The 15,913-nt window shown below is 63.0% G+C and carries 15 protein-coding genes; 5 read left to right on the forward strand and 10 right to left on the reverse strand.

The window, feature by feature from the left end; genetic code table 11:
- Positions 1-197 precede the first annotated feature (197 nt).
- Entirely contained in the window at positions 198-1,484 is a 1,287-nt protein-coding gene (gene tyrS / locus LJ362_RS10350; protein WP_264798977.1) for a tyrosine--tRNA ligase, read from the reverse strand.
- Positions 1,485-1,658: 174 nt separating this feature from the next.
- Here tyrS and LJ362_RS10355 point away from each other — a divergent pair, with 174 nt between their 5' ends.
- Entirely contained in the window at positions 1,659-1,913 is a 255-nt protein-coding gene (locus LJ362_RS10355; RefSeq protein ID WP_264798979.1) for a hypothetical protein, read from the forward strand.
- Positions 1,914-1,966: 53 nt separating this feature from the next.
- On the opposite strand, the gene argH is transcribed toward LJ362_RS10355, so the two are convergent.
- The 7 genes from argH to argC form a co-directional block, all read right to left on the reverse strand.
- Positions 1,967-3,427, reverse strand: coding sequence for an argininosuccinate lyase (gene argH, locus LJ362_RS10360; RefSeq protein ID WP_413774205.1), 1,461 nt, complete (start codon positions 3,425-3,427; stop codon positions 1,967-1,969).
- A 121-nt stretch (positions 3,428-3,548) separates the two neighbouring features.
- Positions 3,549-4,070: an arginine repressor gene (locus LJ362_RS10365; RefSeq protein ID WP_039206772.1), complete on the reverse strand. Its 522-nt coding sequence runs from the start codon at positions 4,068-4,070 to the stop codon at positions 3,549-3,551.
- The gene (gene argF, locus LJ362_RS10370; RefSeq protein WP_264798984.1) at positions 4,070-4,990 is read right to left on the reverse strand and encodes an ornithine carbamoyltransferase; all 921 of its coding nucleotides are present in this window, start codon (positions 4,988-4,990) and stop codon (positions 4,070-4,072) included. The genes LJ362_RS10365 and argF overlap by 1 nt, the downstream gene beginning before the upstream one ends.
- 102 nt (positions 4,991-5,092) lie before the next feature.
- Positions 5,093-6,373: an acetylornithine transaminase gene (locus tag LJ362_RS10375; protein ID WP_264798986.1), complete on the reverse strand. Its 1,281-nt coding sequence runs from the start codon at positions 6,371-6,373 to the stop codon at positions 5,093-5,095.
- The gene (gene argB / locus LJ362_RS10380) at positions 6,370-7,398 is read right to left on the reverse strand and encodes an acetylglutamate kinase (protein ID WP_264798987.1); all 1,029 of its coding nucleotides are present in this window, start codon (positions 7,396-7,398) and stop codon (positions 6,370-6,372) included. The genes LJ362_RS10375 and argB overlap by 4 nt, the downstream gene beginning before the upstream one ends.
- Positions 7,395-8,573 carry a bifunctional glutamate N-acetyltransferase/amino-acid acetyltransferase ArgJ gene (gene argJ / locus LJ362_RS10385; RefSeq protein ID WP_264798988.1) on the reverse strand — a complete coding sequence of 393 codons (1,179 nt, stop codon included), beginning with the start codon at positions 8,571-8,573 and terminating at the stop codon, positions 7,395-7,397. Before argJ ends, argB begins: the two co-directional genes overlap by 4 nt.
- A complete protein-coding gene (gene argC / locus LJ362_RS10390) occupies positions 8,570-9,679 on the reverse strand; it encodes an N-acetyl-gamma-glutamyl-phosphate reductase (RefSeq protein WP_264798989.1) in 1,110 nt (369 codons plus the stop codon). The genes argJ and argC overlap by 4 nt, the downstream gene beginning before the upstream one ends.
- A gap of 44 nt (positions 9,680-9,723) precedes the next feature.
- On the opposite strand from argC, the gene LJ362_RS10395 reads away from it, so the two are divergent.
- Positions 9,724-10,698 carry a quinone oxidoreductase family protein gene (locus LJ362_RS10395; protein WP_264798990.1) on the forward strand — a complete coding sequence of 325 codons (975 nt, stop codon included), beginning with the start codon at positions 9,724-9,726 and terminating at the stop codon, positions 10,696-10,698.
- Between the two features lie 58 nt (positions 10,699-10,756).
- Here the strand turns inward: LJ362_RS10395 and LJ362_RS10400 are convergent, their stop codons facing one another.
- Positions 10,757-11,458 carry a hypothetical protein gene (locus LJ362_RS10400; RefSeq protein WP_264798991.1) on the reverse strand — a complete coding sequence of 234 codons (702 nt, stop codon included), beginning with the start codon at positions 11,456-11,458 and terminating at the stop codon, positions 10,757-10,759.
- Between the two features lie 205 nt (positions 11,459-11,663).
- Between LJ362_RS10400 and istA the strand changes: the two genes are divergently transcribed.
- Both istA and LJ362_RS10410 read left to right on the forward strand, forming a co-directional pair.
- Complete coding sequence (gene istA / locus LJ362_RS10405) at positions 11,664-13,217, forward strand: IS21 family transposase (protein ID WP_264798992.1); 1,554 nt, start codon at positions 11,664-11,666, stop codon at positions 13,215-13,217.
- Entirely contained in the window at positions 13,214-13,960 is a 747-nt protein-coding gene (locus LJ362_RS10410; RefSeq protein ID WP_283255771.1) for an ATP-binding protein, read from the forward strand. The genes istA and LJ362_RS10410 overlap by 4 nt, the downstream gene beginning before the upstream one ends.
- Here LJ362_RS10410 and LJ362_RS10415 read toward each other — a convergent pair.
- Positions 13,924-14,793, reverse strand: a complete 870-nt coding sequence (locus LJ362_RS10415) for a hypothetical protein (protein ID WP_264798993.1) — start codon at positions 14,791-14,793, stop codon at positions 13,924-13,926. The genes LJ362_RS10410 and LJ362_RS10415 overlap by 37 nt on opposite strands.
- A 206-nt stretch (positions 14,794-14,999) precedes the next feature.
- Between LJ362_RS10415 and LJ362_RS10420 the strand changes: the two genes are divergently transcribed.
- Positions 15,000-15,869, forward strand: coding sequence for a hypothetical protein (locus tag LJ362_RS10420; RefSeq protein ID WP_264798994.1), 870 nt, complete (start codon positions 15,000-15,002; stop codon positions 15,867-15,869).
- Positions 15,870-15,913: the final 44 nt, after the last annotated feature.

Here is a 15,913-nt window from a genome sequence, read left to right on the forward strand (position 1 = left end):
CAGGCTGCCAGAGCGCACGCTGATTGACAGCATTCCCTTGACCGCAATGCTGCCGTTGAAGCCGTCTCTACAATGCGACCTCTTGTATTCGTCGATGACAAGGATTCCCGTTGTCGAACGGGCCCAACCGTCATGAATACGACAATGCCGCGCCCTCCGGGTGCGGAGAACACGGCATTATCAGTAACGGAGGCTGCTCAGCCGACGATGTCGACAGCACCCAGGGTCTTCTTGCCTCGGCGCAGGAGGACGACTCCTCCCGCTTCTGTCGAGAGCACATCACCGGAAGTCAGAGTCTGCTCCTGGTCGGCGACCTTGACGTTGTTGACGTACGCTCCCCCGTCCTTGATGGCACGGCGAGCCTCACCCTTGGACTTGACGACGCCGGAAGCGACGAACGCATCAGCAACAGGCAGGCCTTCGGCCAGCTGGGTCGTCGACACCTCACCGCGCGGCAGCTCGGAAGTTGCGGCACCCAGCGTCGAGGCATCGAGACCGGCGAGCTCTCCCCCGCCGAAGAGGGCGGAGGCCGCGGCGATGGCCTGTTCGTAAGCCTGGCGTCCGTGGACCAAGGTGGTGACATCCTCGGCGAGGGCCTTCTGCGCCACACGGGTGTGCGGGGCGGCGGTGAACTCGGCTTCGATGGCTTCGATTTCGTCGAGCGGGCGCAGCGAGAACACCTTGAGGTACTTCACCACGTCGCGGTCGTCGGCGTTGAGCCAGAACTGGCTGAACGCGTACGGGCTGGTCAGCGACGAGTCGAGCCACACGGTGCCGGATTCGGTCTTGCCGAACTTCGTTCCGTCGGCCTTCGTGATCAGCGGGGTGGCCAGGGCGTGGACGGACTTCTGCTCGACGCGGCGGATGAGGTCGACGCCCGAGGTGAGGTTGCCCCACTGGTCGGAGCCGCCGGTCTGCAGGGAGCAGCCGTAGCGGCGGTTGAGCTCAAGGTAGTCGTTGCCCTGGAGGATCTGGTAGGAGAACTCAGTGAAGGAGATTCCGGCTTCGCTGTTGAGGCGCGCGGAGACGGATTCCTTCGCGAGCATCCGGTTGACCGGGAAGTGCTTGCCGATGTCGCGGAGGAAGTCGATGGCCGACAGCTGCGAGGTCCAGTCGAGGTTGTTGACGATCTGGGCGGCGTTGGGGCCGTCGAAGTCGAGGAACTTCTCGACCTGGGCGCGGATCTTCGCGACCCATTCCTCGACGACCTCACGTGGGTTGAGCGTCCGCTCCCCCGACATGCGCGGGTCGCCGATGAGGCCGGTAGCGCCGCCGACGAGGGCCAGCGGGTTGTGTCCGGCCTGCTGGAGGCGGGCGGCGGTGAGCAGCTGGACGAGGTTGCCCATGTGCAGGCTCGGGGCCGTCGGATCGAAACCGACATAATAGGTCAGCGACTCCTCGGCCAGGGCTTTCTGCAGGGCGGTCTCGTCCGTGGAAACTGCGACGAGCCCGCGGGCCTTGAGTTCGCTGAAGATGTCGGTCACTTCGGTCCTTTCGAATCTTTGGTCTGTGCCGGCGCGGAGCCGACGGGGTCAATTCTACGTGTTCGCCGAGGCGGCACTTCCCTTGCCTGCCATCTGAGCAACAGCGACGGACTGAACAACCCGCGGTTCGCCATCTCGCCCTCGGCGCAGGAGCACTATCCCTGCACCCGCGCCGTGGCCAAGGCCAACCATGGGTCTACGCAGAATCTAGCGGGAATCGTCTGGCACTCTCGCCAGACTGAGCTCAGCCACCATACCGACTCCGAAGCCCTGATCCTTTTCGCTGCTCGATTGGCCAAAGGTCGCAATGCTCTGGATCTCACACATTCACTGACAGCGGTCGGAGCGATCGGCGAAGAAGCCGGATGCATCGTTTTGGACGAACTGCTCGAGGATCTCGGCGTTACCGTAGTCTCGCCGCTCAGCTGAGGCCGCATCCCGACTCACCGGCATTCCGAGGAGTGTTTAATCAACCGAACCAGTCACACGCTGCGAGCCGACCCGGCGAACTCACGCAGACGCGTGACCTCGGCCTTCGCGTTGGCGATCTGCTGATCGACGGCCGAGCGAGCCGTGCCGCCCTTGGCATTGCGCGAATCGATCGACCCGAGCGTCGTGAGTACCTCACGAACGGCCGGCGTCAGATGCTCGGAGATCCCCGCAAAATCCTCATCGGTCAGGTCCCACAATTCGACGTCCCGCGATTCGGCCAACTGCACGCACGCCCCCGAGAGCTCGTGGGCCACACGGAACGGCACGCCCTCACGCACAAGCCATTCGGCGATGTCCGTGGCCAGGGCGAATCCACGCGGAGCCAGGTAGGCCATCCGCTCGGTGTCGAACTTCAGCGTCGCCACCATTCCGGTGAACGCCGGCAGCAGCAGCTCGAGGGTGTCCGTGGCGTCGAAGACCGGCTCCTTGTCCTCCTGCAGGTCCCGGTTGTACGCCAACGGCAGCGCCTTGAGCGTCGAGAGCAGACCGGTGAGATCACCGATGAGGCGACCCGACTTGCCGCGGGTGAGCTCGGCGACGTCGGGGTTCTTCTTCTGCGGCATGATCGACGACCCCGTCGAATACGCATCGTGGAGGGTGACGAACGAGAACTCCTTCGTCGCCCACGCGATGACCTCCTCGGACAGACGCGAGAGGTCGATGCCGATCATCGTCGTGATGAACAGGTACTCGGCGAAGACATCGCGCGACGCGGTGCCGTCGATGGAGTTCTCCACCGAATCGTTGAATCCGAGGTCCGCGGCCACAGCCTGCGGATCGAGCCCCAACGACGACCCGGCCAGAGCACCCGAACCATACGCAGAGACACCGGCCCGCGCATCGAAATCGACGAAGCGGGCGACGTCGCGCAGCAGCGGCCACGCATGAGCAAGCAGATGATGGGCCAGCAGCACCGGCTGAGCGTGCTGAAGGTGGGTTCGTCCAGGCATCGGCGCCTCGGGGTGCTCTTCGGCCTGAGCGATGAGCACCTCGACGGTGTCGAGGACGAGACCGGCGACCTCACGAGCATGGTCACGCAGGTACATCCGCCCCATCGTCGCGATCTGATCGTTGCGGGACCGTCCGGCACGCAGCTTCCCGCCGAGCTCGGGCCCGGCGATCTCGATGAGCCCGCGCTCGAGCGACGAGTGCACATCCTCGTCGGATTCAGCGGCGACGTATTCGCCGGCTTCAACGCGGCGCAGCAGCTCGTCGAGGGCCGAGTGCATCCCCGACAGCTCGTCATCGGTGAGCAGTCCCGCGTGGTGGAGGACCTTCGCGTGGGCCTTGGACCCGGCGATGTCGTACTTCGCCAGGCGCCAGTCGAAGTCCGTGGACTTGCTCAGCGCGGCCAGGGCATCGGCCGGACCGTCGGAGAATCGTCCGCCCCACAGGCTCAGTCGTTCGCTCACAGATCGTCCTTTCCCACCAGCACGGATGCGCCGGCCCATTTATTGAAATGATGAAACTCAGTTGTCATTGTTCCAGTATTTTTCTCGCCGAGGCGGCCGTCCGTCCCGTGGAATCCCCGCCGAGGCGGCACACCCAATTCCAGGTCCAACCGACCGAGGTTCACCCCTCGGCCAGCCCGCCCGCTGCGTATTCGAGGAAGGTTTCGGCCAGGGCCGCTCCCCCGACGGCGGCATCGGCGATGACGAGCACGGTGTCATCGCCTGCGAGGGTGCCGAAGATCCCGACCATCGATGATCGGTCGATCGCCGAGGCCAGATACTGTGCGGCTCCCGGCGGTGTGCGCAGCACGACCGTGTTGTCCTGAGACACCGCGGAGACGAGCAGTTCCTCGAGGATCCGCGGCAGCTTTGCGTCGAGGCTCTCCCCCGTCGACTGTTGCAGGGACCGGTCCCCGCCCTCACCGGGAACGGCGTACACGGATCCTGCGGTGGACCGGATCTTCACGGCCCCCACCTCGGCGAGGTCGCGCGACAGGGTTGCCTGGGTCACGGTGATGCCCTGCGTCGCGAGCGCCTCGGCGAGTTCGATCTGGGACCGCACGGACTGCCGGGTGATGAGATCGATGATCTTCTGCTGTCGGGCCGTCTTCGTCAGCGGCGCACTGTTATTCGTCTCGGCCATCATCGCTCCAGGAGGAAGGTCATGAGTGCCTTCTGCGCGTGGAGGCGGTTCTCGGCCTCAATGAAGACCACCGAGGCGGGGCCGTCCATGACCTCGGCCGTGACCTCTTTGCCGCGGTAGGCGGGCAGGCAGTGGAGGAAGATCGCGTCGTTGCCAAGGTTCATGAGTTCTTGGTTCACCTGGAACTTCGTGAACGGTGAGGCCTCGTCGTCGCGTCCGGCGGCGTCCTGCCCCATGGATACCCAGGTGTCGGTGACGAGGACGTCGGCGCCGGTGGCTGCGGCCACCGGGTCGTCGGTGACGGTGAGCGATCCCCCGGTCTGGGCCGCGAGGGCTTCGGCTTCGGCGACGATCGCTGCGTCGGGCTGGTAGTCGGCTGGGGCGGCGATGCGCACGTGCATTCCGGCGTTGACTCCACCCAACGCGTAGGAGTTGGCCATGTTGTTCGCCCCGTCGCCGAAGTACGTCATGGTCTGGCCCTTCACGTCACCGCGGTGTTCGCGGATGGTGAGCAGGTCGGCGAGGATCTGGCAGGGGTGGAAGTCATCGGACAGGGAGTTGATGACGGGCACCGAGGAGAATTCGGCCATCTCTGCGAGGCCCGCCTGGGCGTAGGTGCGCCAGATGATCGTCGAGACCATCCGGGACATCACCTGGGCGGTGTCGGCGATGGATTCCTTGTGCCCGAGCTGCGCCTCACCGGGGTTGATGATGAGCGGCTGCCCGCCGAGCGCGGCGATGCCGGCGGCGAACGAGACCCGGGTGCGCGTCGAGGTCTTGTCGAAGATGACGGCGGCGGTCTGCGGGCCGGCCAGCGGGGTCCGCGAGTAGGGGGCGGCCTTGAGTTCGACGGCGAGGTCGAGGACCTCGGCCTGCTCGGCCGGGCTGAGATCCGTGTCCTTGAGGAAGTGGCGTGTCATAACGTGTCCTTCGAAAGTCTGAGTGAGTGGTGCCGGCGCCGAGGCGGCCCGCCGATCCGTGCGAACCCTGGTTTGCGATCAGCGCTGGGTTCGCGGGGCGGCTCAGCCGGTGATGAAGCCGGGCAGGGCCTCGATGAACGGGGTGAGCTCGTCGGTGGTAATGGTCAGCGGCGGGGCGAGGCGGAGGCGTCCCGGGGCGACGGGGTTGATGATGAACCCGGCTTCGAGGGCCCGGGCGGCCACGGCCTTCGAGTCCGGGACCTGGCCGTCGGTCTGTCCGGCCGCGCCGTCACCCGACGCACCGGCTGTCAGCTCGAGCCCGAGCAGCAGTCCCTTGCCGGTGATCTCGCCGATGCCGTCGACCTCCGCCAACTGGGCCTTGAGCCAGTCGCTGACCTCGGTGACGTGGTCGAGGAGGTTGTCCTTCTCGATCGTCTCGAGCACGGCGAGTCCGGCAGCACACGACAGAGGGTTGCCGCCGAAGGTCGTGCCGTGCTGACCGGCTTCGAGCAGACCAGTATTCGCGTCACCGACGGTGATGGTCGCGCCGATCGGCATGCCGCCGCCGAGCCCCTTCGCTGAAGTGATGATGTCGGGCGTGACGCCCTCACCGATCTCGGGATCCTGGTGAGCAAACCAGGAACCGGTGCGGCCGATGCCCGACTGCACCTCGTCGAGGACCATGAGCGCCCCGACCTTCTGCGTCAGTTCCCGTACCGCAGTGAGGTAGCCGGCCGGATGCGTTCGCACGCCGACCTCACCCTGCACGGGTTCGATGAACACGGCAGGGGTGTTCTCGTTGATGGCAGCCTCGAGGGCCTCGACATCCCCATAGGGCACGTGGACGACTCCGGGGACTCCGGGTGCGAAGGGGGCGCGGTACGCTTCCTTCGCGGTCAGGGCGAGCGCTCCCATGGTCCGGCCGTGGAAGGCGCCGTCGATGGCGATGATGAAGGGCCGTCCCCCACCGGCGGCGCGGCGGGCCATCTTGAAGGCCGCCTCGTTGGCTTCGGCTCCCGAGTTCGAGAAGAACACGGCGGACCCGGCCGGTAGGTTGAGGATCTCGTGGAGCTTCTCGGCCAGGCCGATCTGGGCTGGGGAGGTGAAGAAGTTCGAGATGTGGCCGAGCGTCGAGGCCTGCTCGGTGATGGCGCTGACCCATGCGGGGTGGCAATGGCCCAAAGCGTTGACGGCGATGCCGGCGAGCAGGTCGAGGTACTTCTTGCCCGAGGCGTCCCACACGTACGAGCCCTCACCGCGGACGATGTCGAGCTGCGGGGAACCAAACACCGGGGACAGCACCCGCGAGAAATCGTCGCGCCACGTCTGTGCTTGGTCAGAAGCCTGCGCAGCCGAATCCTGCGTACCCGTCTGATCACTCATGAACGTCCTCCGTTGCTGTCGTTGCTAGCGTTCAAACCGTCCGTCGGGGCCGCCTCGGCGGGGTTCGCTTGGTGCCCGTCGCCCAGCGGTGCGGGTTCGACGATGGTGTCTTCGACCATGGTGCCGATCCCTTCCGAGGTGAAGACCTCGAGGAGGAGGGAATGCGCCATCCGGCCGTCGATGATGTGGGCCTGCTTGACCCCGTGCTCGATCGCCTCGAGCGCCGCGGTCATCTTCGGGATCATTCCCGAATCGAGCGACGGCAGGAGTTCGCGCAGCTTGTCCGGGTCGATGCGGGAGATGAGCGAGGACGTGTCCGGCCAGTTCGCGTAGAGGCCGGGCACATCGGTGAGCATGATGAGTTTGTGTGCCTTCAGCGCCTTCGCCACCGCCGAGGCGGCCAGGTCCGCATTGATGTTCAGCGGCTTCCCCGCTTCTCCCCCGATCTCGGAGGCGATGGAGCAGATGACGGGGACCCGGCCGGCGTCGAGGAGTTCGGTGAGCACGGTCGTATTCACCTGGGCGAGCTCGCCCACCCGGCCGAGGTCGATGACTTCGCCGTCCACCTCGGCGGTGGTTTTGTGCGCGAGAAGGAGGTCTGCGTCTTCACCGGACAGGCCGATCGCGGCGTCACCGTTCTGGTTGATCCGGGACACGATATCGCGGTTGACCTGGCCGGACAGCACCATGCGGATGACCTCGGCGGCTTCCTCGGTGGTCACGCGCTGTCCGGCCTTGAACTCGGATTCGATGCCCAAGCGTTTGAGCATCGCCGAGATCTGGGGGCCGCCGCCGTGGACGACGACGGGGCGGATGCCGGCGAAGCGGAGGAACGCGATGTCATCTGCGAAGGATTGCTGCAGCTCCGGGGAGACCATGGCGTTGCCGCCGTATTTGATGACGATCGTGGCGCCGGCGAAGGTCTTGATCCAGGGCAGCGCCTCGGTGAGCGCTTCGGCCTTGACCTGGGCGGCGGCGAGCCGGGCGGCCGTGGATTTCGTGGACATGTCGACAGGGGTGTTCATGAGGAGTAGGCGCTGTTCTCTTCGACGTAGTCGTGGGTGAGGTCCGAGGTCCACACGGTGGCGGTGTCGTCACCGGCGTGGAGGTCGATGACGACGTCGACGGTGCGGTCGAACGTGACGTTCGCGGGGTCTTCGTCGGGGCCGGAGGCCGTGCACACTTGGACGCCGTTGATGATCACGTCGATCTGTGTGGGATCGAAATCCGCCGAGGTGGTTCCCACCTGAGCGACGACACGACCCCAATTCGGGTCCTCCCCGAAGATCGCGGCCTTGAAGAGAGCCGACCGTGCCACAGAGCGGGAGACTTCGACGGCGTCGGTCTCGCTGGCGGCACCGCGTGTGGTGATGGCGATGTCGTGGTGGGCGCCTTCAGCGTCGACATGGAGTTGGTGCATGAGGTCGAGGCAGAGTTCGCGCAGCAGGGTTGTGAACTCGTCCGTGTCGACGACGGCGTCGTGGGCGCCGGAGGACATGAGGATGACGGTGTCGTTCGTCGACATGCAGCCGTCAGTGTCGAGTCGGTCGAAGGACTGGCTCGTCGAGGCACGCAGAGCCTGGTCGAGCGTGGTCTGGTCGAGTTTGGCATCGGTGGTGATGACGACGAGCATCGTGGCGAGTCCCGGTGCGAGCATGCCCGCGCCCTTGGCCATGCCGCCGATCGTGTACCCGCTGGAACCGGTGCGGGTGGCAACTTTTGCGACGGTGTCGGTGGTCATGATCGCTTCGGCGGCGGACTGTCCGGCTTCGACGCTCGTGTCGGCGGCAGCGACGAGTGGGGCGAGGTTGCCCACGATGGAGTCGCGGAAGTCCTGTCCGCCGACGCCGATGAGGCCTGTCGAGCAGACGAGTACGTCTTCGGCCGGGGTGGTGGTGCCGGCGTCGGTGAGGAGTTCGGCGGTGGTCTGCGCGGTCAGCGTCGTCGTCTCGTAGCCGAAGTCACCGGTGTAGCAGTTCGCTCCCCCGGAGTTGAGAACGACGGCGCGGGCCTGCCCGTTGGCCGAGGCCTTCTGCGACCACAGCACCGGGTTGGCCTTGCACCGATTCGATGTGTAGACGGCGGCGACGGCGGTGTCGGGGCCGTTGTTGATCACCAGGGAGAGGTCTTTGGTTCCGGAGGGCTTGAGGCCTGCGGTGAGTCCGGCGGCGGTGAAGCCGAGTGGGGCGGTGACGCTCATGGGGCGACTCCTGTCAGCGGAAGGGCGGTGGTCTCGTCGAGACCGAGGGCCAAGTGGATGGATTGGATGGCTTGTCCGGCCGTGCCGCGGACCAGGTTGTCCAGTGCAACGACGACGAGGATCTTCTCGGCGCGTTCGTCGACGGTGAACTGGATCTGCGCGACATTCGACCCGGTGGTGGCCGCGGTCTGCGGCCACTGGCCTTCGGGCAGGACACGGACGAATGGTTCGTCGGAATACGCCTGGTCGAAGGCGGCGGCGAGCTGGTCCTTGAGCGCGGCAGTGTCGAGGAGTCCCTCGGCGGTCCGCGGCGCGGCTTCACCGGCGTCGGCGGTGATGGTCGCGAGGATTCCTCGGGCCATGGGCACGAGTGTCGGGGTGAAGGAGATGCGGGTGGGGCCATCGGTGGCGTCGGCGCCGAGGACTCCGTTGAGGTTCTGTTCGATCTCGGGCACATGCCGGTGCGTGCCGCCGGTGCCGTACGGCGAGGCGTTGCCGAGGATCTCGGCGGCGGTGAGGTGCGGCTTGAGCGCCTTCCCGGCGCCAGAGACACCATTGGCGAGCACGGCATTGAGCCCGGCCGGCGCGGCGAGACCTGCCTGGATGAGTGGTGCGAGGGCGAGGCTCACTGCGGTGACATTGCAGCCAGGCACGGCGACGCGCTTCGCGGACTTCAGCGCCTCGCGCTGTTTGGTGCCGTCGGCGGTGAGGAGTTCGGGCAACCCGTAGGTCCAGGTGCCCTGGTGTGCGGAGCCGTAGAACTTCTCCCACGCGGCTGCGCTGATGAGCCGGTGGTCGGCGGCGAGGTCGACGATGAGGGTGTCCGGGCTCGACTGCTCGAGCTCGGCGGCGATCTGTCCGGACTGACCGTGCGGCAGCGCGAGGATCACGACATCGTGGCCGGCGAGCACCTCGGCGGTGGACTCTTGGACCACGAGGTCAGAGAATCGGGGAAGATGGGGTTGATGTCGGCCGAACTTCTCACCCGCGGTGGAATGTCCGCACACCGTGGTGACGTTCAAGTGGGGGTGAGTGCTCAGCAGCCGGAGGACCTCTCCCCCGGCGTATCCGGTGGCACCGGAGACGGCAACCGTAAGATCGTTCATATGTATAACCATACCAGGCAATTAATTTATATGCAGGAGGCGTCATGACCCAGGCAGTTCGTGCAATGCAGGCCGGCGGACCCGAGGTCCTTGAGTTCGGAGAGATCGAGACCCCGAAGCCAGGCCCCGGTGAGGTGCTCGTCAACGTCGAGGCTGCCGGCGTAAATTTCATTGACACGTACCGTCGTTCGGGTGTCTATCCGATGGAGTACCCGCATGTCGTCGGCGTCGAGGGCACCGGGCATATCGCCGAGGTGGGCGAGGGCATTGAGAGCTGGCAGGTCGGCGACCGTGTGGCCTGGCACGAGGGTCCGGGTTCGTATGCGACGCAGGTCGTCGTCAACTCCGATTTCCTTCTGCGCGTACCGGAAGGCGTGTCCGCCGAGGTGGCTGCGGCGATGCCGCTGCAGGGCCTGACCGCGCAGTACCTGGCGACGAGTTCGCATGAGATCAAGCCGGGCCAGACGGCTCTCGTCCATGCTGGCGCCGGCGGCGTGGGTCTATTGCTCACGCAGATCATCAAACACTTGGGTGGCAATGTCATCTCGACGGTGAGCACGGATGAGAAAGCGGAACTGTCGCGGAAGGCCGGCGCGGATGAGGTGTTCCTCTATGGCGAGGGCGTCGACATCACAGCGAAGGTCAAGGAGCTCACCGATGACGAAGGTGTCGATGTCGCGTATGACGGTGTCGGTAAGGATACGTTCGATGCCTCGTTGGCGTCGATCAAGCCGTTGGGTTCGATGGTGCTCTTCGGCGGAGCTTCGGGCCAGGTGCCGCCGTTCGACATCCAGCGCCTGAACTCCTCGGGTGGAATCTTCCTCTCCCGCCCATCGCTGGCCTGGTTTGTTCGCAACTCGGAAGAGCTGGCAAAGCGTTCGGCTATGCTCTTCAACGGCATCGAGCACGGCTGGCTCAACTTCCGTGTCGGGGCGACGTTCCCCCTGGCCGAAGCCGCGGATGCACACCGTGCGCTGGAGGGCCGCAAGACCACTGGCAAGGTTGTGCTGACCGCTTGATCCGGAGGCTCAAACTGGATGGGGTCGGGTTCTCTGAAAGCAGAGAACCCGACCCCATTCAGTTTCGTCTGTTCACTTCTCTAAGCTGTTTGCGCACTTCGGCCCTGCGTTGCACCTGAACGAGTCGCTTCTGTTTCCAGCCTTCGACCGCTTTGAGCACAGTCGCTTGAAACTCATCGAAGGCCATAGCGACGTCAATGAAACGGACTTCTTGGTCATTGACGCTCACCCCGCGGTACCGAGTCCTATCGTAGTCTCGCAGAACCCTTACATCAGGCCTGCCTGATTTAGCTTTTCCGCTGTCCGACTGGCCGCCCGGATCCAGGCACGGTGAGAACTCCAACAAGAGATGAGCCACGTTGTTGTTCTTGCTGAGGAGCGAACCAAAGTTCTGTACGTATCGAGCGACCACGGCTCGCACTGCCGCAGAGCAAACCGCGCCGATGACACCCCCGGGAATCGCCTCTGAAAGCGCGTCCAACTGCGCGATTTCAGACTTCGCAAATACAGCGAACACTGACTCCAGCTCAACCAGAGTCTCCCAAATCTCAGCTCGCAGTTCTTTCAGTTGCTCAAGCTCGTCGACCGATTGCTGAGACTCGCCTATGGGCGAAGCGTCATAGCCCAAACCGTCTTCGCACGTTGTCTCGTACCCCCTATTGGCGGGCAGTTTGGCGGAAAGCAAACGTTCGTCGGCCTTGAGCTGTTTGAGGTCGCTGCTCAATTCAGCAGTTCGATCGAACAGTGAATCGTCAATCATCTCTTGTAGTCACCACCATTACTCGGGAATATAGCCTCGCCATTGAATATCCGCTTTATTGGGGGCCGTCAATCGTGGGTTCGGGGGCCGGACGCCTGATCAGATAATCGTGTGGTTCGGGGCCAGCTATGGCGTGCATGGGGGCCACTGACGTATAAGCTCCTTCCGCCGCGTGTATAGGGCACGCGGCAGAAGGAGAATATTCATGGTACGCAAGATCAGAGCGAAGCTGGTTCTACAGCTTCGGGCCGAGGGGCTCTCGGGAAGAGCTATTGCATCGTCTCAGGCGATGTCCCGTAAGTCTGTCACCCAAGTCCTCGATGCCGCGAATGCTGCCGGCCTGAGTTGGGATGATGTCAAAGACTGCCCCGATGGTGAGGTGTACAGTCTGTTGTTCCCGGGCCGCGGCGACCATCACAGTGTGTTCGCCCAACCCGACTGGGAACGAATCCATAAGGAGATGGCTCGGGTCGGGGTGACGCTGAAGCTCCTCCATGGCGAGTATGTCGATGCATGCGCTGCTGCTGGTGATGCGGCGATGAGCTACGACCGGTTCTGCCGCACCTATCAACGTCATGTGCTGGTCACTGGCGCCGCTTCCCGAGTCGGTCACAAGGCCGCGCAGACGATCGAAGTCGATTGGTCGGGGCCGACGATGCGACTGTATCCGTCGGGGGCGAGTCAGCCTGTGACCGTGTATCTGTTCGTCGCGTGTCTGCCATTCAGCCGGTACGCGTTCGTGTATCCGAGTCTGGATATGAGCCAGGATTCCTGGTTGCGGGCGCATGTGGCAATGTTCACCGCTTTCGACGGATCGACGCCGAGGATCGTGCCGGACAACCTCAAAACCGGAGTGATCGCTCATCCCCGCGATGGTGAGGTCGTGCTCAACGATGCTTATCGGGAAATGGCTGCCCACTATTCGGCGGCAGTGCTTCCGGGCCGGATCAGAGCACCGAAAGACAAGGCGAGTGTGGAGAACACTGTCGGGCATGTGGCCACGTGGGTGATCGCGGGACTTCGGGACCGACGGTTTGCTTCGCTGCCGGAACTGGCATCGGCGATCGAGGAGCGAGTCGCAGCCTATAACGCCGAGCCCTTCCAGAAGCGGCCAGGTTCCAGACTCAGCGTCTTCACCACCGATGAGCAGCCACTGCTGAGGCGATTGCCGCAGGTTGCCTACGAGATCAGCCGGTGGGTCTACGGGCGCCGGGTGGCCAGGAATGGGCATGTCAGTTGGGCGCGGAACTATTATTCAGTGCCGTTTGCCCATATCGGCGCCAAGGTTGATCTGCGAATCACCGATCGCAGTCTTGAGGTCTATTCCGGCCATGAGAGGATCACGACGCACCTGCTGCTACCGGTAACGGCAGCGAATGAGTATCGGACGAATGAGGCCGACCTGCCGGTCGGCGAGAAGTACCAGCTGTGGGACAAACCGCGAGCCCGCCAGTGGGCCGAGCGGATCGGTCCATCGGCACTGGTTGTCATCGATCGCATTTTCGAGTCTGTTCCCATCGACGAGCAAGGACTCAACCCGGCCCTGGCGGTGTTGAGGCTGGCCCGCCGTTACTCTGCTGAAAGGGTCGAGGCGGCCTGCCGGATCGCTTTGGCCGGTCCGGTGAGGTCCCCACGCTATGCGCATGTGAACCCGATCCTGGTCACAGGGCAAGACCACACCAGAGCCGACGAGGCTCAGCCTGTCGAGCACGGCGGTTACGTTCGTGGAGCCTCCTACTATGCAGGAGGCCGACAGTGACGGCGATCGATACAGAAACCAAGCGCAAGCTGCGCGAGATGGGTGCGACACCTTTGCTGGAGGCACTCGAGTCCCAGGACGAGGACCTGACTATGGGAATGAGCTTCGATGAACGCCTGCAGTTGATCGTCGACGAAGCCCACTCGAGGTTCAACCATGCCAAAGTTGAAGGACTCATCCGCCGGGCCGGACTACGATACCCGGCAGCGGACCTGCGGCAACTGTCCCGCGTCGATGAGAGAGGACTGGATCAGAACGTGATCGCGCAGCTAGGAACCTGCGGCTTCATCGACCGCGGCCAGAACGTCGTGTTCCAAGGATTCACCGGTTCGGGAAAGTCCTATCTGGGATGTGCTCTAGCAAAACGAGCCTGTCAGCACCGGATCCGAGCTCACTACATTCGCATGCCTGATCTGGAAGAGGCCTGGGCACTAGCAAAGGACAAACCGCTGGGCACGACGAAGTTATTGAAGAAATACGCCGCGTTCACCGTCCTCGTCATCGACGAATGGTTACTCGATCCTCCCGATGAGGCTATGCGCAGTATGCTGCTGGAACTGCTCGAGCGCCGCTACGACACGGCATCGACGGTGTTCTGTACCCAGTATGCGAAGAAGGACTGGCATCAACGACTGGGGTCTGGAGTCCACGCGGATGCGATCATGGACCGAATCGTGCACAACACGATCTGGGTCGAGACTGGCAGTCATAACATGCGTGAACATGCTGCTCTGAATTCGTGAGAAACCGTCGGTGGGTGGCTGGTGGACCCGATAGTCCCGGCTGCTGGCCCCCACCGGCAATATCGGTGGCTCCCAAACGCACGATCGACTGGTCCCCAAAGCTTCAAATACTCATCGCCATATGAGTACTCGCGTTCTTCTGGCACTGAGAACGTTTCACGTTCCATGGTTTCAGCGCGCTCAGAAGACGAAGCTTCACCGATGAAGCCACTCGCAGTGGCCGCGATCTGGTTGACGAACTCGGTGACCGCTTGCGCCTCGTCGATCTTTCTGACCTCGTCACCGCCAACTCTGATGCCATTACACGGTGTACCGCTTCCCTCAGATAACCGAACCATGTCCAAACCTGAGAGTGGCTCCGGGTCACCCTTAGACTGCTCCGGCAGGCCGAGCTCATCGGAGAATTCTAAAAGATACTCCACGCTCGAGTTCTTTCGCTCGATGTGCTCCTCGAACTGACTAGTGAATGAGTCGAGCACCGCAGTGATAGCGAACGCGCACTGTTCAGCAAGTCCACCCAGCGCCGAGCCTGCCTGAAGTTCGGAGATGCTCTCCAACTCTTGATTCGCGAAGTTCTGATACGCCTGGCGCATCTTCGCAACCAGAGATTCACGGAATGCCTTCATTGAAGCGAGAGAAACTTGGCCTTCCGAAAGTATACGAGTCAGTTTCATCGAATTAAGCGGACCAGAGACCAGGTCTAGCTCACCAAACTTGTCGTCGTTCTCACCACGCTGTGGCTCTCGCCAAGGCGCGGCTACGATTCGCTCGTCAAGCATGGTGATACCGCGGTGCAGCCTCGAAATCTTGAAGAAATAGTCGTTCTCGGCCATCCCAAAAGCGCCTCCCTCTGTTCATCGATAGCGTCACTAGTTCGTCATAGGGTGAGGCTAACGTCAGGCGCTGACGCAGAGAGGTCACATGGTTCATTCCTGCCGTAGCCGGGCCACAACCAACCAGCGCTGCCTGCCTGTGCCTTCGGTTGAATCGCGCTGCCCTTACGGCCCCGTTTTCAAGGAATCGTGCCTAAGCTGTGATTATGACTACTCCAGATGCTCTGATTACCACGTATGAACGCTGGCAAAAGGCTGGCCGGCCGACTCAAATCCCGTCCCCGTGGAAGCTGAAATCATGGACGAACCAGCTGGGGCATTACAAAGAATTCTTCAATCGTCTTAACGGCGATCCCATTGATCGCAAGCAGGCAGTTCAGCTCTCCCCCATAGTCACTAACGAAGAAGAAGCCGTACAGGTTTTCTTGTTGGCAATGTTGTGGGGCCATGGACTCGTCGGCTATGGACCATTCCGAACAAGTCGAATCTTGGACCGGCCAGAGGCCGCAGCCGAGCTATTAGAAGTTGCGCAGGTTGCACAGCGCGATGGCGGGCTGGCTGCCTTCAAACTGGTTGTGGACCGCCGCAACGGAGAGTCTAGGTCTTTTCTCAAATGGCTCGGTCCTGCATTCGGTACAAAGTACATCTACTTCCTCACAGCGAAGAACAATCCTCAAGAACCTGCGCCAGTTATGGATGCTGTGGTCTACCGATGGTTCCGAAAACATGCTCCAGATCGCAAACTCCGTGTCGACTTCTGGCATACCCCGAGCTATGAGCAGTTCCTCAACAGTCTCGAGGAATGGGCATCGGATATCGCCCAACGGTTCGGTCAGGAGATTCGGATTGATGATGTGGAGTACCTGATCTTCGCCGAGGGAAGCAGGTTCGAAGGCAACGATTGGTCCGAATTATGGGAAGCCGAGCAACGAGCAGCATCTGCTTCGTTGCTATTCGACCAGCTGAGGGCACTGGCCAGTTCGCATCAAAACCACCAATTCTCGTTCGAGCTGATCGACAAGCTCGAAGCTCATCTTCTCAAAAGCGATGCGTCGGAACAGCCCCCTCAATGTTGATGCTCGAGGTAGCTCTCACAATCTCAATTCGTAGTTGGTTGACA

It is taken from the genome of Brevibacterium sp. JSBI002, assembly GCF_026013965.1.
In the GTDB taxonomy this organism is placed as follows: Bacteria; Actinomycetota; Actinomycetes; order Actinomycetales; family Brevibacteriaceae; genus Brevibacterium.

Bases quoted from the DNA above. Each gene is read 5' to 3' on its own strand.
- LJ362_RS10420 (WP_264798994.1), top strand. From the start codon at position 15,000: ATGACTACTCCAGATGCTCTGATTACCACGTATGAACGCTGGCAAAAG.
- argF (WP_264798984.1), bottom strand. From the start codon at position 4,990: ATGACACGCCACTTCCTCAAGGACACGGATCTCAGCCCGGCCGAGCAG.
- argC (WP_264798989.1), bottom strand. From the start codon at position 9,679: ATGAACGATCTTACGGTTGCCGTCTCCGGTGCCACCGGATACGCCGGG.
- LJ362_RS10365 (WP_039206772.1), bottom strand. From the start codon at position 4,070: ATGGCCGAGACGAATAACAGTGCGCCGCTGACGAAGACGGCCCGACAG.
- argH (WP_413774205.1), bottom strand. From the start codon at position 3,427: ATGGGCCGGCGCATCCGTGCTGGTGGGAAAGGACGATCTGTGAGCGAA.
- argB (WP_264798987.1), bottom strand. From the start codon at position 7,398: ATGAACACCCCTGTCGACATGTCCACGAAATCCACGGCCGCCCGGCTC.
- argJ (WP_264798988.1), bottom strand. From the start codon at position 8,573: ATGAGCGTCACCGCCCCACTCGGCTTCACCGCCGCCGGACTCACCGCA.
- LJ362_RS10395 (WP_264798990.1), top strand. From the start codon at position 9,724: ATGACCCAGGCAGTTCGTGCAATGCAGGCCGGCGGACCCGAGGTCCTT.
- LJ362_RS10400 (WP_264798991.1), bottom strand. From the start codon at position 11,458: ATGATTGACGATTCACTGTTCGATCGAACTGCTGAATTGAGCAGCGAC.
- LJ362_RS10415 (WP_264798993.1), bottom strand. From the start codon at position 14,793: ATGGCCGAGAACGACTATTTCTTCAAGATTTCGAGGCTGCACCGCGGT.
- LJ362_RS10375 (WP_264798986.1), bottom strand. From the start codon at position 6,373: ATGAGTGATCAGACGGGTACGCAGGATTCGGCTGCGCAGGCTTCTGAC.
- istA (WP_264798992.1), top strand. From the start codon at position 11,664: ATGGTACGCAAGATCAGAGCGAAGCTGGTTCTACAGCTTCGGGCCGAG.